Source organism: Streptococcus mitis, assembly GCF_026782895.1.
GTDB lineage: Bacteria > Bacillota > Bacilli > Lactobacillales > Streptococcaceae > Streptococcus > Streptococcus mitis_CB.
In genome coordinates this window covers 67,939-91,197 of sequence record NZ_JAKUXJ010000002.1, presented here as the reverse complement: position 1 = coordinate 91,197, position 23,259 = coordinate 67,939, and the positions used below count along the sequence as shown (strand labels likewise).

Sequence of the window (23,259 nt, the reverse complement as noted above, 5' to 3'; positions counted from 1 at the left end):
ATACATACACAAATGATAGTCATTTTTCTACAAAATAGTTATCTTTGAAACTCCTTTTCTAAAGGCTATCTTTTTCTGATATAATGTAGAAAAACAGCTAAAGGAAAGACTATGAAACCACTACTTGAAACCATCGATACCCGATTTGGAACTGCCAGCAAGCATGCCTTTTCTCGGGGGAACACCCTGCCATACACATGCGTTCCTTTTGGGATGAATTACTTTGTACCCCAGACCAGTGACCAGGATGGATCTTGGTTTTTCGATCCACATCTGCCTATCTTTCAAGGGATTCGATTAACCCACCAACCCAGCCCTTGGATTGGCGACTACTCTTGGCTCCTTCTGACACCTGTCACCGGTCAACTGGGTGGAGACAGCCTCTTCCATCGTCAGTCTTCCTATGATATGGATAAGGCCTCTTTCCAACCTCATTATCTGAAAATTTTCTCCCTGCGCTATCAGATTGAAAGCCAGCTCACACCGACTTGCTACGGTGCTTCTATTCGTTTGAAGCAAAAGCAAGGCAAAACCCTCTCGCTCTATCTTCACGCAGCAGATGAACTGACAGTAGAGCAAGTGGATAAGCGAACTCTTGCCCTGCGACAAGAAGGTAAAACTGAAACCAACAAAAATCCACTGATACTGTTCACATCCCTGAAAATGAATACGGATATCCTTGCTATCAGCCAAGAAGGTGGAGACTGGCGAATCGACCTGGCAGATAGTCATGCTGAAATTCAGCTAGCGACTTCTTTCATCTCTCCTTCTCAAGCTCTAATCAATCTACCTCAAAAAGATTTTGATAACTGTAAATCAAGTGCCCAAGCGGACTGGGAAAATCTCCTCCATCATTTTGATGTTATAGAGACAGGAGAGACTGACCGGACCTTCTTTGATCACTGTCTCTACAGACTCTTCCTCTTTCCTCAGACTTTTTATGAGGTTGATGAATCAGGACAAGCCATCCACATAGATTTGGCTACTAGAACTGTCAAGCCTGGTGTCCTCTTCAGCAACAATGGTTTCTGGGATACCTTCCGCACCACCTTCCCCCTCTTTTCCCTTATCATACCGGAACACTACCACCGCTTCTTAGAAGGATTTCTCAATAACTACCGCGATACTGGTTTTCTCCCAAAATGGCTGGCTCCAGATGAACGGGGTATGATGCCAGGTACACTTTTAGACGGTATTATCGCAGATAGCGCCTGCAAGGACATGGCCCCTGACCTAGAAGAAGAACTCCTCCAAGCCATGCTTGAAACAGCCAGCAAGGCCGACCCTCTCGGCATCAATGGCCGTCACGGACTAGCCCAATACCAAGAACTTGGCTACCTCTCTACCGATCACCACGAAAGCGTCAGCCATACCCTAGACTATGCCTATAGCGACTTTTGTATCGCCAGCTTTGCCGAAAAACTAGGGAAAACAGAAATCGCTGATACCTACATGGCTGCTTCACAAAATTACCGCCATCTATTTGACGCTGAGACAGGCTACATGCGAGCGCGAGACAATCAAGGAAACTTCCGTCCTGACTTCTCTCCATACAGTTGGGGGCGAGATTATGCCGAATGTTCTGCCATTCAAGCGACTTTAGGTGTCCTCCACGATATCCCAGGCTTAATCAAACTTATGGGTGGAAAAGAAGCCTTCAGTAACTATCTTTTGAAAGTCTGTCAGGATGCTCCCCTCTTTGAGACGACCGGCTATGGTTACGAGATTCATGAGATGAGCGAGATGGCTACCGCTCCTTTTGGACAAATCGCCATTTCCAACCAGCCTAGCTTCCACATTCCTTATCTCTTCCGCTACAGCGACTACCCTGACTATACCGCTCTTCTCATCAAGACGCTCCGTCAGAAAGCTTTTCACCCAAGTTGGGAAGCCTATCCTGGCGATGAGGATAACGGTAGTCTATCGGCCTGGTACATCTGGTCGGCTCTCGGTTTTTATCCAACCTGTCCAGGAAAACCCAGCTATGATCTCGGAATCCCTCTCTTTGACCACCTCCGAGTCTATCTCACTAAAGAAGATAAATGGCTAGATATTCATGCTGAGCAAAACCACAGCCATTTTAACTTTGTAAAAGAATGCCGACTGGACAAGATCTCTGTATCTAGCATTCAACACCAAGACCTCTTGAAAGCTGATCAGCTAACCTTTACACTTAGCTGGTTACCAAGTCACTAGCTAGTAGACAAAAGAACCTTTGTATCGTGCAAAGGTTCTTTTATTTTATGAAACTTGTACTTGAGCTTGATCAACCAGTTGTCCATCCACAGTTAGATTTAGATAGAAATCCAAGGTCTTATCAGCAGCAAAATACAGGGTTGGTAGGCACAAATCTTTTTTGCTTTCCCCTGCTTGGAATTGAAGGAATTGAATCTCGTCCTGATAGGCGACACCATGGACACCTGTCCCCGGTTGAATCGAAATCTTAGCCTCTAAAGAGGAGCTACTTTCGCTACGTTCAATCCTAAAATGAAGAGTCTCTCCCTTTGTCACAGCTAGACTTTTTTCTGCAAATGCTAGCCCCTGAACAACTTCTTTTTTTGATAAGCTAGGAGTTTTATAGAGTGAAATTTTGGTCAGTACAGGTAAATCCTGTGACTCTGTAATCATCACGCGCACCTTCTGTGCCTCTACTAGCGGACCTCGCAGGAGGCGCTTATGACCAACTGTAAAGCCCTTACCAAATTCTTGCCAGACGCCGTCCACCTCTACTTGCACATGAAAAGCCGCAATTCGTTGCCCTAGCTTCAAATCTTCTCTTAACTCAATTACATCAAAAGTTTTAGGTGATCCTAAGTCGAGTTCTAACTGGATGGGCAAGCCTGCATCGCTTGCCCAAGAGCTGGTCTTAAGGCCATCTGTCAAATAGTGACAGGCAAAGTCTGCTGAAAGAGCAGGACCAAATACCTTAGCTCCCAGAGCCAAATCTTCTTTATAGAGCTCATTACGATAGGCCGCAAATTCATAGAGGCGTTCAATATCCTTTGCATCAAAGAGCCCATCTTGATCCGGCGGAATATTAAGTAGGAGTGGGGTTCCTCTCCCCACTGAGTGAAAATAGATTTCGACCAACTCCTCAAGAGACTTAGGATCCTGGTCTTCATGGTAAAACCAACCTGACCGGATGGAAACATCTGCCTCTCCGATTGAAAAAATCGTGCCTGAAGAATCTCCATGCTGAAGATAATCCAGCGCTGCTTCTGTTCCTAGTTTGTCAGGATTCACCTTTTGCCACAGTGGATCACCTGCATACCCTCGTTCATTGCCAATCCAGCGGATACTAGTGCCTTCTGTTGAAAAAATTAAGCAATCGCCCTGCAGTTCACGAATGGTTTCAAACCATTTTTCAAATTCATAATTGACCTTTTGAGCTCCCTCTCCTCTGGCACCATCCATCCAGACTTCAGCAAATTTCCCTTCATTTCCATAGGCAGGATTTGATAAAATCTCCTTCAGCTGAGCCAAATAATAGGCATTATAGTCCGCTTCTCGCTCCACATGATAGAGAGGACTGTGAGCATCCCAAGGCGATAGGTAGACCCCCATATCCATATCAAACTCTGTGGCAGCTTGGGATACTTCAAGGAGCAAGTCCCCCTCTCCATTCCTCCAATGACTGACCTTGACCGAATAATCTGTGTGAGCTGTCGGATAGAGGACAAAGCCGTCGTGGTGCTTGACCACCAAAATCAACTTTTTAAAGCCCGTTTCCTTGAGCACACGAACCCATTCACGCGCGTCTAACTGTGTCGGGTTAAAGCGTTCAGGATCCTCCTGACCTGTCCCCCATTCCTGGTCATAAAAGGTATTGGGCCCAAAATGGATAAAGGCTGCTAGTTCATCCTCTAAATAAGCTAGCTGGGCCTGACTAGGCAAGGGCCCATGCGGTTTTATTTCTCTTACCATACTATTTCCTATCTACATTTTTCTTCACTTTTTTGGCATGTACTTGCAATTCTGTTAACGCTAGAGGGCTTGCTAAGCCTTCAAATCGAAGACGAAGGGCATAAGTTTCCACCTTGTCAAATTCAAAACGAAGCTCTTCATCCTTGTCGCTTGAAACTTTTCGGATAGCTGATACAGGTCGCCAATTCTGCTCTTGCTTGAGCAGGGAAACCTTATCCAAATGGTTGGGAGTCCGAGGTAAAGTAGGCTCATTCCCTACATAATAGTCGATATAGGTAGGATCCACCGCCACGTAGTCTTGATTTTCAACATAATACAAGGTCAGGTTATCCACAAATCGTGGTTTTAAAATCCCTGCATCTCCAAAAAGAATGCCCACGCTGGCTTTCTCTGACTTGGCAATCCAAGTATTGGCTGTCGATTTCTTCCGAGCAATGACCTTGTCATTGAGGTAAGAGGCTGGGTGATTTGGTTCTGAGTGATAAGCAAAGACCAGAGGCAGGTTGGACCCTGTCCACTGATTGGAAATAACTTCTCCATCTACACTGGCATCTGTCACATGAATGGTGACTGTTGCTTGCAACTCACAGCCCGCTACCTGCCCTGTGAGCACACATTCTCCTACCTGAGCATAGACTTGAGGCTTGAGTTCATCCCAAGTCACCTTGGCCGTATCTCGTCTGCCATCTGATAAGACTAGCTTGACTCGGTCTGGTAAGTGTGGGGCTTCCTTGACAAGCGTCCAGATCCTTTCAGGCTCAATAGCACAAATCCCTTGAACACAAACCTGAGCAGAAGCCTTTAAATCCAGACCCTCTAGCTGACCAGATACCATAAACTCATGAAAGCTTGCTATATCTTCTTCGGATATTGCCTCCCAAACAACCTTGACTCGTTTTGCACTACCGAACTCATAGTCCACCAAGACCGATGATGGAAACTGTGGATAAGTCCCCTTAGCTGTATACAATCGAAGTGGTCTTACAGAAACTGCTCGGCCTAGCGAAGTATTTTCTGCCACCTGCAAATGAGTTTGATAGGTCTTTCCTTGATAAATGGCGCGAATAGCCAAGTCGCCTGCAGACAAGCAATAAAGCACTCCCTGCTTAATAATGGCGTGGGCACTACCACTCGTCTCCCAAATCACTTCACTATTCCCCACCTTGTTCACAGGGTTATCCACAATTTGTGGATAAAGTCCAATCGCTGGGGAATCCCCTTCTTGTAATCCTGCCTGCTTGTCCACTCGAATCTCAAACAAGCTCTTATTTTTCACTGGTTGGGTAGCCAAAGCCTCTCCCACTAAGATATCAAAACTTGCTGGCTCTAGCCCTCTGGCACTGGCCTTTACTCTTACTTGGCCTGCCTGCTCCAAGCTCTGAACCAAAAGTACACCTCTGCCATGGAAGGCTTTCCGCTTAAACCGACTATTTTTCTGAGCCTGATAACGTTCACGACTGGCCTGCCTGCCATTATCCACACCTACAATGCGAGCAGGGCCCTCAATTTTAAAATGAATCTGATTGGAAGCAGTCGGCACCCAATTTCCATCCTTGTCCAATACATCAAAATAGAGATAAAGGAGGTCTTGCCCATCTGGCTCCAGTTTTGTTTTCTCGGCATGTAACCCGATTTTGGCTGGCTTACCTGCAGTCACCACCCTATCTTCTGCCACAATCTGACCTTGACTGTCATAGGCCACAGCATGCAATTCTCCCGGTTGATAAGCCAAACGCCATTCGAGATAAAGTTGTTCAGAACTTGCTCCCTCTTGGTATTTTCTGCCATCTGAAGTCCATTTTTCCTGAAAAGTCTTTCTACCTTGAGATTTTCCATTGAGAAATAGCTCTACAGAACGGGCATTTGAATACACCCGGACAGGGATATTCCCATACTTATCCACAACTTGTTGATAACTCTTGTGGATTTCCCAATTCCAGTGGGGCAGTATATGAACCATGGGATGCTGATCTAGGTCCAACCACTGACTTTGATAGAGATAATAGTCATTTTTAGGAATCCCTGCCGTATCCACGATCCCAAAATAGGAACTCTTTACAGGCGTGTCATTTTGATTGTGCCAAGGAGTCGGCTCACCGATATAGTCCACTCCTGTCCAGATAAACTGACCCGCATAGTCTAACCGATTTCTATCTGCTGTCCAAGAAGCCGTCGCCGTCTTCCCCCAAGGAACTCGATCATTGCCATAGTCTGACTGTTCAAAATTCCGCACGCGGCGATTATCCCCAACCCATTCCTTATCTGGTCGAAAATAGCTGTCACGCGTCCGTGTAGCTGATGAGGTTTCAGATCCATAAAGTCGCCATTTGGGATGTCTTTTGCGAATCCCATCAATATTGTCTTCCGAGTAATTCAAGCCCACCACATCCAGCAAATCAGCAATCTTTTCATGACCTCCAGAACCATCTCCGAAGCGGAACTGATCCATTCCCATGGTCACAAAAAGACTATCATCAACCTCCTTAACCCTTTCTAGCAAGCGCTTGATCGTCTTCAATGAATGAGCATCTCCATTTGCTTCGCTGACTTCATTTCCCAAGGACCACATAAAAATCGCTGGATTATTCTTGCCACGCTCGATCATAGTTCGCAAATCGTAATCTGACCAGAAATCGCCTGCTTTCACCTCTGGATGAGTAGCTTCTTCCTCAAAAAAGCGACCATAGTCATATTCTTTCTTGCCTCCATACCAGGTATCAAAGGCTTCTTCTTGGATGAGTAAGCCCATTTTAGCAGCCAGATCCAGCAAAATACTACTAGCTGGATTATGGGTGATTCGAATCGCATTGACGCCCATTTCCTTCATCTGGCGCAATCGTCTCTCAGCAGCTGACCTATTTTCCACAGCTCCCAGAGATCCATAGTCATGGTGCAGACAAACTCCATGAATCTTCAGCCAGCGACCATTTAGAAAGAAGCCCTTATCCGCTTGCCAATCCATATAACGGTAACCAAAAGTCTCCTCTTCTTCATCAACTAAAATACCATTTTTGTAAAGGCGAGTCTTCAACTGATAGAGATGAGGATGGTCAATATCCCAAAGAAAAGGTTGGAAAATTGATATGGCTTGTTGGAAAGAATATTTGTCCCCAGACTCAATCACTAGAGAGTCTGTCGCCTGCCAGTCTGACAGCTGTTGGCCATCATACCAGATACTCTGTTCCAAATACACCGACACGGACTGAGGTCCATCATTTGAAACCTTACTTTCAAGCTGAGTCTCCACCCATCCATCTCTTTGTTCCTTTAGCTTGGGACTTTCTATCTTAATCCCATATAAATCCAGATGCACCGAATCTGTAATCAATAATTTTACTTCTCGGTAAATACCGCTACCAGAGTACCAACGACTGCTAGGTTGCTGATTTTCCACAAAAACCGCAAGCTGGTTGGCCGTCCCATCATTTCTTAGATAAGGCGTGATATCATAAGAAAAAGGTGTGTAGCCATTGGGATAATAACCCAGCACTTGCCCATTGATATAGACTTGGGCATTCATGTAAACCCCATCAAACAACAAACGCACCGATACAAGACTGGCATCTTCTTCCAAGTAGAACTGCGTCCGGTACCAGGCTTGACCCCCGTTTAACTGACCACCCTCATTTTGCGCTGGCGAATAGTGGTCAAAATCATTGTAAATACTCCAGTCATGTGGCACTTGAATAGCCTGCCAATTTCCCCTCTGAAAATCCTGCGCTAAGGCCTCCTCTTTCCCCACCTCTTGGCTAAAAAACCAGTGATTTCGTAAAACTTCTTCTCTTCTCATACAAGCATTCCTCTTTAAACGACTCGATTTACTTGACTATAGCACAAAACAAAAGTTCTTTCAAGATTTCCTCCATCACTTCCTAAATACTCAGAAAAGATTCTATAATTTGTGGAGGAGGATTTTAGTTCACAAACCCACGATCGTAAAACAAAAAGAGCCTGTTGCCAAGCTCTTTGTACTCAATGAAAATCAAAGAACAAACTAGGAAACTAGCCGCAGGCTGTACTTGAGTACGGCAAGGCGACGCTGACGTGGTTTGAATTTGATTTTCGAAGAGTATTAGTCTATTATTTCTTCTCAGCACGTAGGGCTGACAAGATTTGTGTACGGATATCATCCACACCATTTGGCGTATTTGGTAAAAAGATCGTTTGATTTCCTTTAGAAGCAAAGGTATTCAAAGTGTCCAAATACTGGTTAGTCAAGAGGATGGACATGATTTGCTCTTCTGTCATGCCAACATTGGCTTCCTTGAGTTCTGTGATAGACTCTGCCAATCCATCCACAATCGCCTTACGTTGTTGGGCAATCCCCACACCATGAAGGCGGTCTTTTTCTGCTTCGGCTTCAGCTGCAGTGACGATTTTAATCTTGTCAGCTTCCGCCAATTCTTGCGCTGCAACCCGCTTACGTTGCGCCGCATTGATTTCATTCATGGATTGCTTAACTTCTGCATCTGGTTCGACTTTGGTAATCAAGGTTTTCACGATAATATAACCGTAAGTTGTCATTTCTTCCGCTACTTGGTGTTGAACCTCAAGGGCAATCTCATCTTTTTTCTCAAATAATTCATCCAAGGTTAATTTTGGAACAGAAGAGCGAAGAGCGTCTTCGATATAAGATTTAATCTGAGATTCTGGACGCATGAGTTTATAGTAGGCATCTGTCACGCTCTGCTCATTGACACGGTACTGAGTCGCTACATTCATCATAACGAACACATTGTCCTTGGTCTTAGTCTCAACCACAATATCACTTTGCAACAAGCGCAACTGAATCCGCGCTGCAATCGAGTCAATCCCAAAAGGCAAGCGAATGTGAATACCGCTATTGGCAACCTTTTGGTATTTCCCAAAGCGTTCAATAATCGCCACCGACTGTTGACGAACCACATAAACTGTACTCAGTGTGACTATCACCAATAGGAGCACACAAACCACCACAAAAATCATCAAAAATGTTGTTACCATCGCGACGACCTCCATCATTATTTTTTTCTGTATTATAGCACATTTAAAGAAGGATGTGCAGTTTTTACTGCAATTTTTCCTGAAATGTCAATAATTAGAGGTGAATTGTCACATTGTCGTCAAATCTCTTGCTAAAACAACTCTTTATAAAAGGCAATCGTTTCTTCTAAGGTTGGCATAAATGGGTTTCCTGGTGCGCAGGCATCAATCAAGGCATTCTTAGAAAGGTATTCAAAGTCGAAATCTTTTTCTTCAATACCAAGTTCAGTCAATTTCTTAGGAATACCTACTGTCTCAGAAAGCTTCTCAATCTCAGCAATCGCATAATCGGCACACTCTTCATCTGATTTATCCTCTACATGGAGTCCCAAGGCTTTAGCAACATTGCGGAAAGCTTCTGGTACACGTTTAGCATTTTCACGTTCTATAACTGGTAGCAACATGGCACAGCAAACACCGTGTGGCAAGTTATATACTGCACCGAGTTGATGAGCCATTGAGTGAACATAACCAAGACCAGCATTGTTAAAGCTCATACCACCAAGGAAAATAGCATTGACCATACCTTCACGCGCTTCAATATCGTGTCCATTTGCTACAGCGCGAGGAAGGTATTCCTTGATAAGCTCAATAGCACCAATAGACAGTTTCTTGGTTACATCATAAGCACCAGGTGTTACCAAAGCTTCAACAGCGTGAGTCAGAGCATCCATACCTGTCGCAGCAGTCAAGGCTTGAGGTTTTGAAATCATCAATTCAGGGTCATTAACAGAGATAAGAGCAAGGCTATTCTTGTCAACCATTACCATCTTAACCTTGCGTTCTTCGTCGGTAATCACATAGTTAATGGTAATTTCTGCTGATGTACCTGCAGTAGTATTGATAGCTACAACTGGCAAGCCTTTTTTAGCAGACTTATGAAGCCCTTCATAATCCTGTGGTTTTCCACCATTTGTAGCCATGATAGAGATACAACTAGCTGCATCCTGTGGAGAGCCCCCACCAAGACTGATGATAAAATCACATCCATGTTCTTCCAAAGCAGCTACCCCATCTGTGACATTCTTACAAGTAGGGTTTGGCTCTACATCGCTAAAGATGACATATTCGATTCCTTCTGTATCTAGCGGTTTTAAAACCTTAGGCAAAATGTCACTTCCTTCGATAAACTTATCTGTCACCAAAAGTGCCTTTTTATAGCCAAGTTCCTTGATATAAGGACCCACTTCATTTACAACACCTTTTCCAATAAGGTTGACTGCCGGAACATAAAATGTAGCCATATAATTTTCCTCCTGCGCCTTCGCGCTATATATTTAACATCATTATATTACTTTTTGTATTCGTTTTCAATCATTTGTGAAATATCTAACAAATATTTTTAAAAGGAGTGGAATTTGACTATTATTTATGAGATCATTTTCCATCAGCAAACAAAACAAGTAGAACAGATATAGTTCAATCATTAAGCAATGTTGATGATCTGAATGTAGTGTGATATACTATTTTTGTCATCGGTTACCGATTACGTTCCTTACGGTTCGTGAGAGGAGGTGAAACTAATGAACCTTGCCCCAGAGCTCGTTCTTACTATTATAGCGGACGTCATAGCAGGAATTATCTTGTATTTCGTCTGCAAATGGCTAGATGGTAAGAAGTAGACCGAGTGACTAGCCTATCAACACCCGTTAAATCTCTAAGATACGTCAAAAAAGCCCTTAACTATGGCAGTAGTTAGGGGCTTTGGTGTTCTAATGAACCTTGTCCGTTAAAATTATTCTAACATATAAGCCCAAATATTTCAAGAGTTTTATTTATTGTTTAAAGTTCTGAAAGGTTTATAATGAAGTTACCATCTAGTATCCAAAAACCGACTAGCTCCTATGAACTAGTCGGTTTCTCATCAATGCGCCAACATTTCTTGGGCGATTTCTTGTCCAGATAGGTTATCTGGGTAGTAGGTTGGCCAGTTATCCATTTCTTCAAAGAGGGCTTCTTGGCTTGTGCCTCCAAAGAAGATATGGAAATGTTCTGCCTTAACTGGGGCGATATTGTGGTCACTAAACTGAACATACTTGAATTGTCCAGCATCAGCATCTGTGGCTTCAAAGAGGAAGCGCACACCACGATTTCCTTTCTTGTAAGTCAAGATTTTCTTACCAACATACTTGTAAGTATATTTCTTGCTTTGTCCACCTTGAACAAATTCCATAGTGTTATCAGTAATGTTAATCTTAGTCACATCTGTCTGATAGCCTTTTGTATAGTAGGCCTTGTACTCAGCCTGAGTCATCTTACCAGTCAACTTAGCCTTGTAGTCAAAGACTTGGTCAAAGGTTCCATCTTCAAGGAAAGGATAAACTGATTGCCAGTTACCTGCATAGTCACTCAAGGTGCGGTCCTTGACATCTGCATCTTCAAAGTAACCATTTTGAACTGTCTTGGTATCCTCTGCCTTTTCAGGCTCAATTGCTGGGCCTTCTTGGTCCGTTGTTTGTTTCAGAGCCTTGAGGTTTTTCTCCATCACGGAAATGTAGTTTTCTCCAGCCTTGGTGTCCTCTTCTGTCAGACTTTCTAAAGGATTGAGGACATCTGTTTTGACACCTGCCTCTTTTGAAAGTGTGTTAGCAAGGGCTTGTGAAGCATTTTCCTCAAAGTAGATATAGGCAATTTTATTTTTCTTGACGTACTCTGTCAATTCTGCCAAACGAGCAGCTGATGGCTCGGCATCTGGAGAAAGTCCTGAGATAGCGACTTGTTTGAGTCCATAGTCCAAGGCGAGATAGTTAAAGGCTGCGTGTTGCGTTACAAAGCTCTTTTGTTTGGCTTGAGACAAGCCTTCTGCATAAGCCTTATCCAAGGCTTGTAATTTTTCGATATAGGCAGCTGCATTCTTCTCAAAAGTCTCTTTTTTATCAGGATAATCTGCTGACAAGCTGTCACGGATGTGCTCTACTAGTTTAATGGCACGAACTGGTGATAACCAAACATGGGGATCGTACTCATGGTGATGGCCTTCTTCTCCATGGTCATGGTCTCCCTCTTCTTCCTCACCACCTGGCAAAAGCAACATATCGCCTGTCGCCTTGATGGTTTTGACCTTTTTCTTATCCAAGGTATCTAGCAATTTAGGAACCCATGTTTCCATGTTTTCATTTTCATAAACGAAGGTATCTGCATCTTGGATTTTGGCAACTGCCTTGGCAGACGGTTCATATTCATGGGGTTCTGTACCAGCACCGATTAGGAGCTCTACATTAGCCGTATCTCCTGCGACTTGCTTGGTAAATTCATAGACAGGGTAAAAGGTTGTCACAATATTTAGTTTGCCATCTGCCTGCTTTTGATTGGAACAAGCCACTAAAAACAAGGCACATAGACTGGCGAGTAATAAGCTAATTTTTTTCATGTTCATCTCCTATTTGATAAAACGTCTTACTAAACTAATGAGTAAAAAGACAGTTACAAAAATAATGGTAATACTTGCACTTGCAGGTGTTTCTGCATAGTAGGAAATGTAAAGTCCTGCTACCATTCCCAAAAATCCAATAGCACTGGCAAGCAGCATAACCGATTTAAAGTTTTTCCCCAGACGCAGGGCAATACTAGCTGGCAAGACCATAATGGTCGATACCAGAAGAGCTCCCGCAGCTGGAATCATAAGGGCAATGGCCACCCCCGTCACCATGTTAAAAAGAATGGACATGGTACGAACTGGCAAGCCATCCACAAAGGCCGTATCCTCATCAAAGGTCAGGATATACATAGGACGAAGGAAGAGGAAGGTCAAAATCAAGACAACCGCCGCAATGACAAAGAGGGAAATGACCTGCTCTTCGCTAATAGTCACGATTGAGCCGAAAAGGTACTGGTCCAAACTCATAGAACTCGAGCTTTTACCCTTGCTCATGACAATCAGAGAAACAGCCAGACCTGTTGACATGAGGATAGCTGTCCCGATTTCCATAAAGTTCTTGTAAACCGTACGGAGATACTCCAGGAAGACTGCCGCAATCAAGACAATAGCAATAGTAGAAATAGTCGGAGAAATCCCCAGAACCAGACCAAAGGCTACACCCGAAAGCGAGACGTGGCTAAGGGTATCACTCATCAAACTCTGACGACGCAAGATAAGGAAGGTTCCCAATACTGGCGAGAAAAGACTCATAGCAATAACGGCCAGAAAGGCACGCTGCATAAAGTCATAAGATAATAAACTAAGCATGGCCTACCTCCTGATCATTCTCATGAACGTTGAAACAACGCCATGGCGAGTCTTGATTACGGACTAGATGGATATTGCGGTCCGCATAGTCCTTAACTTCTTCAGGGTCATGGGTAATCATCAAAACAGCCTTACCATGATGATGGGCGCTGTGGTGCATGAGTTCGTAAAATTCATTTTTACTTCCTGCATCCATCCCCGTTGTCGGCTCATCTAGAATAAACACATCTGGATCCGAAGCAAACATGCGCGCAATCACCGCTCGCTGCTTTTGTCCTCCAGATAGAGAACCCAAGCGTTTGTCTCGGTGTTCCCACATACCAACTGAGTCCAAACTAGCCTTGATATGCTCCTCATCATGAGCATTCAAACGACGGAACCAACCCTTTCGTGGATAGCGACCCGACTTGACAAATTCATAAACCGTACTTGGAAAACCAGCGTTAAAACTGGCAATCTGTTGAGGAAGGTAAGCTATTCTCAATTTCTTACCCTGCGTATTTGTCTTTGAAATGGTTACCTTACCAATGCGTGGTTGGAGGATTCCAAGACTGGCCTTGATCAGTGTCGTCTTAGCCGCCCCATTTTCCCCTGTCAAGGTAACAAATTCCCCACTATCAACACTATAATTGATATGTTCAAGAACGGGCTCCTTATCATAATAGAAGGATAAATCCTCTACCGTAATATATCTCATTATTTGATTTCTCCTACTAAAGCAGTCAAAAACCGCTGAATAACTTTTTGTTCATTTGGAGTAAACTGAGTCGCCACTTGTTCATAGGTTAAAAGTGTATGCTCATGGTGATGATGGTGCTCCTCAGCGATTGGACGAGCCAAATCAGTCAACTGATAAAAAATCACACGCGCATCCTTAGGATCTTTAGATGTTTCCAACATTCCTTCCTTGACCAAAGACTTAATGGCCTTGGTAACTGCCGCCTGACTGACATTGAGGCGACGGGCCAACTCTGAATTTGTTAAAGATTCCTCTGACAAGAGCATGAGAATGTGCTCCTGAGTATTGGTCAGGGCTACCTCGCTAGTACAATGACCTATTAGGATTTCATGCTGATTTTCCGCCTGCAAAATCACCTCATTTAAAAAGGCATCGATATCCTTCGCTAGCTGTCTCATATCTGACTCCTTTCCTTTTGGACTTCTCTTTATTTTAAGAGAAAAATACTATTCTTTGAAAAATTATTTACTGGTTAATTATATCACAACCAAAAAAAGAGTCAAGAAAAAACGTGAAAACTAGTTTCATCCTTGAACTCTTCTATATTATGATCTATTGAAATTCCTTGACATCTCCATCATAAGTCGCCCAGTCTTTACTGAAAAAGCGCTCATTCAGATGATAAGTCGGAGCTGGTGTGGGATTGGATAGGAAAGGATCAACGGCCTTATCAAATGCCAACCAACCTAACCAACCAAGGTGAATGGTATCCTTCATAAAGAAAGCTTCCCCACCGTCCTTAGAAAAATCTGCTATATTGGTAAAACCTTGACTTTCTAACTGGTAGCGAATCTTCTGCACCGTTTGTTGGTACATATCCTCTCGTAAACCAGCATAGTCCATCCATTTTTTATTAACAGGTGGAATGATAAAAATCGGGTTTACCTTGGATTTAGAAAACTGTGTCAACACTAACTGCAAGTCATTATATTCTGGCGACTTGAGATAGGTAAAATTTTTCTGAGAATCCTTTAATTTATTCAAATCCTTCTTAATCTGTGTATTATAGAAATAATTCTCCATTCCCAGATCATTATTAGAAGTATTCTTTTCTGCATCTGCTTTGACAACATCTTCTATAGCTTGATAAGAAAACTGATCTGGCAAGGTCTTTAAATACTTAGCTACATGCTTATCGTATTTGAAATAGCCTCTAACCGAAAACTGACCAAAAAAGGAAGCTTGACGTTCATTAAAACGAGCCAATAATTCAATCATTTCATTGTCTGCCGTCGACAATTCTTCTTTACTTGCCAACTTCTGAACCAGGTCCTTCATAGCTACATTTGGAAACTGCTGTAGTAAGCGGGTCGCTGCATATTGACTAGCCTGATCTCCAGATTGATGTTCCAGAAAACTCGTCAACTGATCCCCATTAAAATACTGCTGGAAGGCTGCTGGCTCATAGCCATTTTTACTAAACCACTGGGGCGAGATGACATATACAACTTGTTTATTCTCCAGTTGTGGCAACATCTGTTGCATCCCAAAATACTGGTTGAGCGATGCAGCTCCCCTCTGTCCTAAAAGATAGGGGCGATAAGAGCGGTTGTATTTCTCAGCCAATACCGCAGGATGGGCACCGTCAAAACGAAGCCATTCACTGGAGCCAAAGAAGAGAACAAAACGCATATTTGGATCAGATAAGGCTCTGACCTTTTGACTCCGCTCCTTAAAACTTTCAATGGTAGTAGCCACCGCCGAACGCTTTTCAGCTCCCAGATCATGGCGCATCTCAGCAGGATAGAAAAAGATAAGCAGACAAACCAACAAACCAGCTATCAAGACCGGTCCGAAGATCATCCATAAGCGTTTAAGCATTTTGTAGCTCCACAATACCAGCTATGATTTTATTAGCTGTATTCCAGTCGTCACGACCAAACTCTGTTACAGGGACACGAATGTCAAAACGGTTTTCAATCTCCACAATCAATTCAACCGTTCCCATACTATCCAAGACACCTGCGTCAAAAAGATCTTCATCCATCATGTCAGAAACATCTTCCATAAACAACTCATCAATAATTTCGATAACTTCTGATTTGATATCCATATTTTATTTCCTTTTATTTTTTAAACCATAAATCATTCAAAAATCCAGAAAAGATTAAGAATGACAGCATGACGACATGGAAGGTGACAACCATGCCAAGCAACTGAATCCAGCGATTCTCAGGTAGAGCAGGCTTCCCTGATTTTTTCCGCTCCTTATTGAGCGTTTTTTTCTTGCGAATCCAAGCGTCATTGATGACCAAGCCCAGTCCATGAAAGAGGCCATAGGCGATATAGTACCAGGTCACACCATGCCAAAATCCCATAATCAGCATATTTACAATATAGGCCACGCTTGAGGTTACATTGCGATTCTTAAAGACCTTCTTTCTGGTTAACACCATGACCATTCGCATAAAGACAAAGTCACGGAACCAGAAAGAGAGACTCATATGCCAGCGATTCCAAAATTCCTTTAAATCCCTTGATAAAAAAGGCTTATTAAAGTTGATGGGGCTACGGATTCCCATTAAGTTTGAGATAGCCAAGGCAAACATAGAGTAACCTGCAAAGTCAAAGAAGAGCTCCAAACCAAAGGTATACATAACTGCCAAGGCATAGGGGTTAAAGAAGCCACCTGACTGCAGGGCTAGATTCTTCAGAGGAGGTAGTAAAGTTTCTCCTAAAACATGAGCTAGGATAAACTTATATAAAAATCCCCACATAATATAGCGAACAGATTCATCCAGCATATCCATCAACTCATCCCGCTCAGGAATGGTCTGATAATTTTCATTAAAACGCTTAAAGCGATCGATTGGACCACTTGAAAAAGTCGGCATGAAGAGAAGAAAACGGAGGAATTCCCAGAGGGTAAAATCCTTAATCACTCCATCTCTCAGCTCGATGATAATCCCAACCGAACGAAAGGTCAGGTAAGAAATTCCCAAAAACCCAAGCAAAGACTGTGTTCCATTGATAGCTGGCTGCACCTTGACAAAGATAATCGGAAGGAGGGATAGAAAGCTAACTAGGTAGAAGACCCACTTGCCATCCTTGCTTTTTCGATAATGCTTGTAGAAAAGCAGGAGCAATATTTCCCAGCAAAGGTAAATACCCAAGGCAGCCAACTGATTGGTCTTCCCACCTACCAACATGGTGACGATAAAGAAGAGACTAACCAATACCTCGTACCAGGCAAAGCGTTTCTTGAAAAAGAGACCGATAAAGATGGGCAAGGTTGCAGCAATCACATAGACAAAATACTGAGGATTCCCATATGGCTCTAAATGAGGAAGCTGTTGAAAGAACTCCATCATCTCTTATTCACCTCGTTAATCAATCCTTTGATGTCAATTTTTCCATTTGGAGTCAGTGGCAGACTGTCTCGATAAAGGAATTTAGACGGCATCATGTAGGACATCATGATATCTGTTAAATCTTCCTTGATAGCCTTGGTAATATCAATATCTCGCTCAAACTGCTCACGAACACCGTCTTTCAAGATGACATAAGCCAATAGATTTTGCACCTTGTGGTCTTTATTATAACGTGGCACAGCTACAGCAGACTCGATAAAGCGAGACTTGTTGAGGTTTTGAGAGACATCTTCTAACTCAATGCGGTAACCGTTGAACTTAATCTGGAAGTCCATGCGTCCGCCGTAGAGAAGCAAGCCTTCATCTGTCATAGTTCCCACATCTCCTGTATGGTATGCTGGTAGACCTTCAAACTCAAAGAAGGCTTCCGCTGTTTTTTCAGGATTGTTCATATAACCTTTTGAAACAGCTGGTCCCGAAACAATGATTTCTCCCTGTTCGCCATTTGGCAATTTATTGCCGTCCTCGTCAATGATAAAGGTTGGAGAATCGGCCTTGGTATAGCCGATTGGTAGGCGTTTGAGAGTCGCTAACATCTCGTCTGTCACAGCAACAGCTGACAGGGCTACTGTCGCTTCTGTTGGGCCGTAGGCATTGATAATACGGGCATTTGGGAAACGTTCGCGCAGTTTTTGAGCCGTTTTAACCGTCAATTCTTCGCCATCAAAGTAGAAATGCGTGATGTCAGGCATTTTCTCACTATTAAAGGCTTCAGACAACATGGCCATATCTGCAAAAGAAGGGGTTGATGTCCAGATAGCGATTGGCAATGAAAAGATGGTCGCAAAGAGTTGCTTAAAGTCCTGAGTAATAGCTGAAGGAAGAGCGAAAAGCGTACCACCCAGTGCCAAGGTCGGCGCCCAGTACATGACAGACAGGTCAAAAGAATAAGGTGGCTGAGCCAGCATTTGCGGACGACTTGGCGTCGCAAATTCCTTATCCGTAATCATCCAGTTGGTAAAACTGAGGAGGTTATCATGGGAAATCTGCACTCCCTTAGGCTTACCAGTCGTACCAGAAGTAAAGATAATGTAGTAGTTATCATCTCCCTTGACTGGATGCGTGATCTCATAGCTTGTCCCTTGAGCAAAGGCTTCTTGAACCTGAGCTAGAGTCATCATCGGTGTAGAAACCTGCTCCAATGGAAATTCTGAGATGGCAATAATCAAACTTGGCTCTGCTACTTCTAAAATAGCTGAAACTCGCTCCAAGGCCGAATGGCTATCAATTGGAATGTAGGCATGACCTGACTTAGTCAGCGCTACAAAGGTTGCCAACATTTCATATTCTTGGCCGCCAAAAACAACCACAGGAGACTTCTCTGGTAAATCCAGTTGGTCGATGGCTGCAGCTAAACTATCCGAATCAGCCTTCAAATCTCCATAAGTGTGTTCCTGCCCCAAAACATTGTAAACAGGATAGCTAGGCTGTGTCTGAGCAAAATGCTCTATGGTTTCAATCATATCTGCTATTGGTTTATTTGACACAATAGAAATTCTCCTTCAAGTTAAAATTCATTATAGATAAAGCTTCCTTGACCCTGACCAAGATAGCTAAAGAAGTAAAGCAGCCCTAGAAAGATAAGAAAATACAAGGCTGTCCGACCAAGAAAGAGGTACAATTCTTTTCTCTGTTTCATCAAGAAAAACCATTCATTTCTGTAATTTTTGTTAAATAAGATGAACTCTTACTATAGTATTTTTCTACCATTGTACCATTTTTTAGGGTAATTTTTCAATTGTTTACCGTACATTTTCACTGCATTTAAGCTAATTTTAAAGATTATGCAGTTTTTCTATGAATATTTTTAAAAAAGCCTGAGATTTTCATCTCAAGCTTTTCAACATAATTGTTTTCTAGATTAGAAAAGTGAGAATACAAGCACGGCTAAGGCTGCACCGATAACAGGTCCCACAACAGGAATCCAAGCATAAGACCAGTCTCCGTCTCCCTTGTTTGAAATTGGAAGGATACTGTGCATGATACGAGGTCCAAGGTCACGCGCTGGGTTCAAGGCATAACCTGTTGTCCCACCTAGTGATAGACCGATACCGACAATCAAAGTTCCCACTGCAAAGGTTCCGATACCTGCTTGAAGGTCATAAAGTCCCAAAGCAAAAATTGTCAATACCAATACAAAGGTGCCAAGGATTTCGCTGATCAAGTTAGAAACTGTATCCTTGATAGCTGGACCAGTGCTGAAGGTTGCCAGGATATTGCCTGCATTTTCTTCTGCCTCATAATGCGGTTTGAATTGCAACCAAACCAAAATCTGACCGAGCATAGCCCCTGCGAACTGGGCTAGGATATAAGGGAATACTGATGCCCAAGGCAAGTCACCTTTTAAAGCCACACCAATTGTCACAGCTGGATTCAAATGAGCTGGACTGAGTTTTCCAGATACAAAGACTGCAACTGCAACTGCAATCCCCCAACCCATCGTAATCACAATCCAACCTGAGCTGTTGCTCTTGGTTTTTGGAAGAACCACACCAGCAACAACACCATTTCCTAGAAGAATTAGGATTAAAGTCCCTAGAAATTCTCCAAATAATTCATTCATCATCTTTCTGTCTCCATTAAAAAGAAGGGGCGGGCGACAAGGAGGCCTGCCCTCCACCTCTTTGATTTTTTCTTAATTTTTTAATTCTGCTAAATCGTTGTTAGCAAGAGCTGCTTCGACATCCGCACGGTAAGCGGCTTTTTCTTCTTCAGTCCAGTCATAGAATCGTCCCATTTCATCCAAAACTGGCTCAACGATGCTATCCAAACTATCACGCATAAAGAGCATATGGTTGGTACGACGAAGAAGGAAGTCAACTGGGCTAAGAGCCAACTCATTGCGCATTGCATAGTGAAGTGACAAAGTATCTGCCAAGCTAAGTCCTGGCGCTTGTTCCAAACTATGAGCAAGAGCAAAGACTTTCGGTGCATTTGAACCGTAGAGATTTGCTAGGTAATGAGCTTCCTTGCTATCCAAACCACGTGACACTCCAAGTTGCGCAAAGGCTTCGATTTCTGAGTCCACATTTGCTGGGTTCAATTCCCCACCTGAAACAGGGTAGGTCTTAGAGTTAATGAGTTTAAAGCTGCGGTCAAATTCTGCTTTGAGGATTTCAACCACGCGCTCCATAGCTCCTTCAGCCATCTTACGGTAGTCTGTGATTTTACCACCAGCAAGGGTCAAGAGACCATTATCATCTCGGTCCAAGCTAGAACCACGAGAAACTGCAGATGGGTCCAAATGTTTCTCAGAGGTACTGCTTTCAAGCTTGCTGACAGCAGACTCAACATCTTCACGCGTTTTTTCTTTAGAGAGATAAGATTCAACAGTCGCAATCAAGTTGTTAAAGCTTTCATCACTGATGGTTCCGTTATTTCCTCCATTGTAGTCAGAAGCGCTATTGCCTGCGATCAATGGACGAAGACCTGCCCAGCTACTTTCGATATCATCAATGGTAATGTTTGCTTCTGGGAAGCGGTTGTTGACAATGCCAAGTAGATAATCTACATCTTCCTGAGTCACTTTTGGATGTTCCAAATCACCTGTGTAGTCTGTATCAGTTGTACCAAAGTAAGTCTTGTTTTCACGCGGGAGAACAAAGACCATACGACCATCTCCCAAACCAGTGTCAAAGTAAACTGGCTGCGAAACCTTGATCTTGCTTGAGTCCACTACCAAGTGAACTCCCTTAGTTGGACGCATTTGTGAGAATTGCGTTCCTTTATTAGACAAATTGCGCACCTTGTCGCTCCAAGGACCTGTTGTGTTAATCACCAGACGGGCCTTGATTTCAAAGACTTGGTCTGTCAAGAGATCACGAGCTACCACACCTGTAATCTTGCCACTTTCGTCAAAGAGGAAGCCTTCTGCCTTCACGTGGTTAGCAATGAGGGCACCGTCTTGGTTGGCACGTTTGATATTTTCAATCACGAGACGCGCATCGTTGTTACGGAAGTCAAGGTAAACCCCACCTCCTACCAAACCTTCTTTCTTCAAGTTTGGCTGGCGTTCCAAAACTTCTTCCTTGCTCAAAACCTTGTTAGCAGCTGGTGTGTTGTTGACACCTGCCAAGAGGTCGTAAAGATCCATAGCTACTTTAAGACGGAAGAGGCTAAAAGTAGCTCCATCTTCATCGTAAACTGGCAAGAGCATTGGGTCTGGTTTCGGAATGTGTGGAGCGATTTGTTGAACCACAGCACGTTCTGAAACTGTATCTGATACCACTTCTACATCAAATTGCTTAAGGTAACGTAGTCCTCCGTGAACCAGTTTTGTTGAACGGCTGGATGTCCCTTCTGCGAAGTCCTGCATTTCAATCAAACCAGTATCTAGACCACTAGCTGCTGCCTGCAAGGCTACACCAGCCCCTGTAATTCCTCCACCGATAATCAAGAGGTCCAAGGTACGTTCCTGCATTTTTTGAATTGATAATTCACGTGTTTTCTTTGAAAATTCCATTTTTACACACTTTCTAACTAAGTCACTTTATTCTTCCAGTATTAGTCGTCTATTTCCGCAAAGACTTGGGTTGCTTTTACAGCCTTCTTCCAGCCCTTGTAGAGTTGTTCCTTGCGCGATTCGTTCATAGATGGCTCAAAGAGTTCTCCTGTCTCGTTCAAGAGTTTCAACTCATCCAAGTCCTTCCAATAGCCCACTGACAAACCTGCTAGGAAGGCTGCACCTAGAGCTGTTGTTTCCAAGTTTTTGACGCGTGCGATATCGATTCCCAAAATGTCAGCTTGGAACTGCATGAGGAAATTGTTCATAGCTGCACCACCGTCTACTTTCAAGACTTGGATAGCTGTCTGCGCATCCACTTGCATCGTATCGATGATATCACGCACTTGATAAGCGATAGATTGCAAAGTCGCCTTAATAAAGTCTTCTTTAGTTGTTCCACGAGTTAAGCCAAAGACAGAACCGCGAGCGTTTTGGTTCCAGTATGGAGCACCTAGACCTGTAAAGGCTGGAACGACATAAACTTCATCATTGTTGTGAGAATCACGAGCGTATTTTTCAGATTCTGGTGAATTTTCTACCATGCGAAGACCGTCACGAAGCCACTGAATGGCGCTTCCTGCGATGAAGATTGAACCTTCCAAGGCATAGTAAACCTTGCCGTTGATTCCGTAACCAATGGTTGTTAATAGGTTGTTTTCAGACAACTGCATCTCTTCACCAGTATTCATGATGATGAAAGAACCTGTTCCATAAGTATTCTTGACCATACCTGGTTCAAAGGCCAACTGTCCAAAGAGAGCTGCTTGTTGGTCTCCAGCCATACCTGAGATTGGAACTTCTCCACCATAGAAATGGAATGGGGCTGTCTTACCGTAGATTTCAGAGTTAGAACGAACTTCTGGCAGCATAGCCTTAGGAATGTTGAGGATTTCCAAAATCTCGTCATCCCATTTGAGTTCTTTAATGTTATAAAGCATGGTACGAGCTGCATTTGAGTAGTCAGTCACGTGAGCCGCACCGTCAGTCAATTTCCAAACCAACCAAGTATCGATAGTACCAAAGAGCAATTCCCCTTTTTCTGCTCGCTCTTGAGCGCCTTCTACATGGTCCAAAATCCAACGAACCTTGGTAGCAGAGAAGTAAGCATCGATGATCAAACCAGTCTTTTCATGGAATTTTTCCACATAACCTTGGTTTTTTAGTTGCTCAGCTAAAGGGGCTGTTTGGCGAGACTGCCAAACGATAGCGTTGTAGATAGGGAGCCCTGTTTTCTTATCCCAGACAACAGTTGTTTCACGTTGGTTGGTAATTCCGATTGCTTCGATTTGACTTGGCTTGACACCACTTTCGATGAAAGCACCCGCAATAACTGACTGGACTGAGTTCCAAATTTCATTGGCATTGTGCTCTACCCAACCTGCCTGAGGGAAAATCTGGGTAAACTCTTTTTGACTCGAGCTGACCTTTTCTCCTTTTTTGTTGAAAATAATGGCACGAGAGCTTGTAGTCCCCTGGTCAATGGCCATGATGTATTTTTCTTGTGACATGTGCT

At 43.4% G+C, this 23,259-nt stretch carries 17 protein-coding genes; 1 reads left to right on the top strand and 16 read right to left on the bottom strand.

Features of this window, described 5'->3' with window-relative positions; translation table 11 throughout:
- Positions 1–111 precede the first annotated feature (111 nt).
- Positions 112–2,196: a GH92 family glycosyl hydrolase gene (locus tag MK480_RS02200; protein ID WP_268707132.1), complete on the top strand. Its 2,085-nt coding sequence runs from the start codon at positions 112–114 to the stop codon at positions 2,194–2,196.
- 45 nt (positions 2,197–2,241) lie between these two features.
- On the opposite strand, the gene MK480_RS02195 is transcribed toward MK480_RS02200, so the two are convergent.
- From MK480_RS02195 to glpK, 16 genes are all read right to left on the bottom strand, one after another.
- The gene (locus MK480_RS02195; RefSeq protein ID WP_268707131.1) at positions 2,242–3,924 is read right to left on the bottom strand and encodes an alpha-L-fucosidase; all 1,683 of its coding nucleotides are present in this window, start codon (positions 3,922–3,924) and stop codon (positions 2,242–2,244) included.
- 1 nt (position 3,925) lies between these two features.
- Positions 3,926–7,714, bottom strand: coding sequence for a DUF4982 domain-containing protein (locus tag MK480_RS02190; protein WP_261011479.1), 3,789 nt, complete (start codon positions 7,712–7,714; stop codon positions 3,926–3,928).
- A 290-nt stretch (positions 7,715–8,004) separates the two neighbouring features.
- A complete protein-coding gene (locus MK480_RS02185; protein WP_004235732.1) occupies positions 8,005–8,889 on the bottom strand; it encodes an SPFH domain-containing protein in 885 nt (294 codons plus the stop codon).
- Positions 8,890–9,038: 149 nt separating this feature from the next.
- A complete protein-coding gene (locus tag MK480_RS02180) occupies positions 9,039–10,190 on the bottom strand; it encodes an iron-containing alcohol dehydrogenase (RefSeq protein WP_045612453.1) in 1,152 nt (383 codons plus the stop codon).
- A 620-nt stretch (positions 10,191–10,810) separates the two neighbouring features.
- Positions 10,811–12,316: a zinc ABC transporter substrate-binding lipoprotein AdcA gene (gene adcA, locus MK480_RS02175; protein WP_049543207.1), complete on the bottom strand. Its 1,506-nt coding sequence runs from the start codon at positions 12,314–12,316 to the stop codon at positions 10,811–10,813.
- 9 nt (positions 12,317–12,325) lie between these two features.
- A complete protein-coding gene (locus tag MK480_RS02170) occupies positions 12,326–13,132 on the bottom strand; it encodes a metal ABC transporter permease (protein WP_045612455.1) in 807 nt (268 codons plus the stop codon).
- Complete coding sequence (locus MK480_RS02165; protein ID WP_001269496.1) at positions 13,125–13,829, bottom strand: metal ABC transporter ATP-binding protein; 705 nt, start codon at positions 13,827–13,829, stop codon at positions 13,125–13,127. The genes MK480_RS02170 and MK480_RS02165 overlap by 8 nt, the downstream gene beginning before the upstream one ends.
- Entirely contained in the window at positions 13,829–14,269 is a 441-nt protein-coding gene (gene adcR / locus MK480_RS02160; RefSeq protein ID WP_001249308.1) for a zinc-dependent transcriptional regulator AdcR, read from the bottom strand. The genes MK480_RS02165 and adcR overlap by 1 nt, the downstream gene beginning before the upstream one ends.
- Positions 14,270–14,423: 154 nt before the next feature.
- Positions 14,424–15,692: a D-alanyl-lipoteichoic acid biosynthesis protein DltD gene (gene dltD, locus MK480_RS02155; RefSeq protein ID WP_049543209.1), complete on the bottom strand. Its 1,269-nt coding sequence runs from the start codon at positions 15,690–15,692 to the stop codon at positions 14,424–14,426.
- Positions 15,685–15,924, bottom strand: a complete 240-nt coding sequence (gene dltC, locus MK480_RS02150) for a D-alanine--poly(phosphoribitol) ligase subunit DltC (RefSeq protein WP_000351967.1) — start codon at positions 15,922–15,924, stop codon at positions 15,685–15,687. Before dltC ends, dltD begins: the two co-directional genes overlap by 8 nt.
- Before the next feature lie 13 nt (positions 15,925–15,937).
- Positions 15,938–17,182, bottom strand: coding sequence for a D-alanyl-lipoteichoic acid biosynthesis protein DltB (gene dltB, locus MK480_RS02145; RefSeq protein ID WP_049501953.1), 1,245 nt, complete (start codon positions 17,180–17,182; stop codon positions 15,938–15,940).
- Positions 17,179–18,729 (bottom strand): D-alanine--poly(phosphoribitol) ligase subunit DltA, encoded by a 1,551-nt coding sequence (gene dltA, locus MK480_RS02140; RefSeq protein WP_268707130.1) that lies wholly within the window; start codon positions 18,727–18,729, stop codon positions 17,179–17,181. The genes dltB and dltA overlap by 4 nt, the downstream gene beginning before the upstream one ends.
- Before the next feature lie 20 nt (positions 18,730–18,749).
- Positions 18,750–18,881, bottom strand: a complete 132-nt coding sequence (locus MK480_RS02135) for a teichoic acid D-Ala incorporation-associated protein DltX (protein ID WP_000813667.1) — start codon at positions 18,879–18,881, stop codon at positions 18,750–18,752.
- Between the two features lie 222 nt (positions 18,882–19,103).
- Positions 19,104–19,808, bottom strand: coding sequence for an MIP/aquaporin family protein (locus tag MK480_RS02130; RefSeq protein WP_000980817.1), 705 nt, complete (start codon positions 19,806–19,808; stop codon positions 19,104–19,106).
- 69 nt (positions 19,809–19,877) lie between these two features.
- Positions 19,878–21,704, bottom strand: coding sequence for a type 1 glycerol-3-phosphate oxidase (glpO, locus tag MK480_RS02125; protein WP_261221551.1), 1,827 nt, complete (start codon positions 21,702–21,704; stop codon positions 19,878–19,880).
- Positions 21,705–21,745: 41 nt separating this feature from the next.
- Positions 21,746–23,254 (bottom strand): glycerol kinase GlpK, encoded by a 1,509-nt coding sequence (glpK, locus tag MK480_RS02120; RefSeq protein WP_268707129.1) that lies wholly within the window; start codon positions 23,252–23,254, stop codon positions 21,746–21,748.
- Between the last annotated feature and the right edge of the window lie 5 nt (positions 23,255–23,259).

Coding starts and splice junctions, on each gene's coding strand:
- MK480_RS02200 (WP_268707132.1), top strand. CDS start 112: ATGAAACCACTACTTGAAACCATCGATACCCGATTTGGAACTGCCAGC.
- MK480_RS02180 (WP_045612453.1), bottom strand. CDS start 10,190: ATGGCTACATTTTATGTTCCGGCAGTCAACCTTATTGGAAAAGGTGTT.
- adcR (WP_001249308.1), bottom strand. CDS start 14,269: ATGAGACAGCTAGCGAAGGATATCGATGCCTTTTTAAATGAGGTGATT.
- dltB (WP_049501953.1), bottom strand. CDS start 17,182: ATGATGGAGTTCTTTCAACAGCTTCCTCATTTAGAGCCATATGGGAAT.
- MK480_RS02190 (WP_261011479.1), bottom strand. CDS start 7,714: ATGAGAAGAGAAGAAGTTTTACGAAATCACTGGTTTTTTAGCCAAGAG.
- MK480_RS02130 (WP_000980817.1), bottom strand. CDS start 19,808: ATGATGAATGAATTATTTGGAGAATTTCTAGGGACTTTAATCCTAATT.
- glpK (WP_268707129.1), bottom strand. CDS start 23,254: ATGTCACAAGAAAAATACATCATGGCCATTGACCAGGGGACTACAAGC.
- glpO (WP_261221551.1), bottom strand. CDS start 21,704: ATGGAATTTTCAAAGAAAACACGTGAATTATCAATTCAAAAAATGCAG.
- MK480_RS02165 (WP_001269496.1), bottom strand. CDS start 13,829: ATGAGATATATTACGGTAGAGGATTTATCCTTCTATTATGATAAGGAG.
- MK480_RS02135 (WP_000813667.1), bottom strand. CDS start 18,881: ATGAAACAGAGAAAAGAATTGTACCTCTTTCTTGGTCGGACAGCCTTG.
- adcA (WP_049543207.1), bottom strand. CDS start 12,316: ATGAAAAAAATTAGCTTATTACTCGCCAGTCTATGTGCCTTGTTTTTA.
- dltC (WP_000351967.1), bottom strand. CDS start 15,924: ATGGATATCAAATCAGAAGTTATCGAAATTATTGATGAGTTGTTTATG.
- dltD (WP_049543209.1), bottom strand. CDS start 15,692: ATGCTTAAACGCTTATGGATGATCTTCGGACCGGTCTTGATAGCTGGT.
- MK480_RS02170 (WP_045612455.1), bottom strand. CDS start 13,132: ATGCTTAGTTTATTATCTTATGACTTTATGCAGCGTGCCTTTCTGGCC.
- MK480_RS02185 (WP_004235732.1), bottom strand. CDS start 8,889: ATGATTTTTGTGGTGGTTTGTGTGCTCCTATTGGTGATAGTCACACTG.
- MK480_RS02195 (WP_268707131.1), bottom strand. CDS start 3,924: ATGGTAAGAGAAATAAAACCGCATGGGCCCTTGCCTAGTCAGGCCCAG.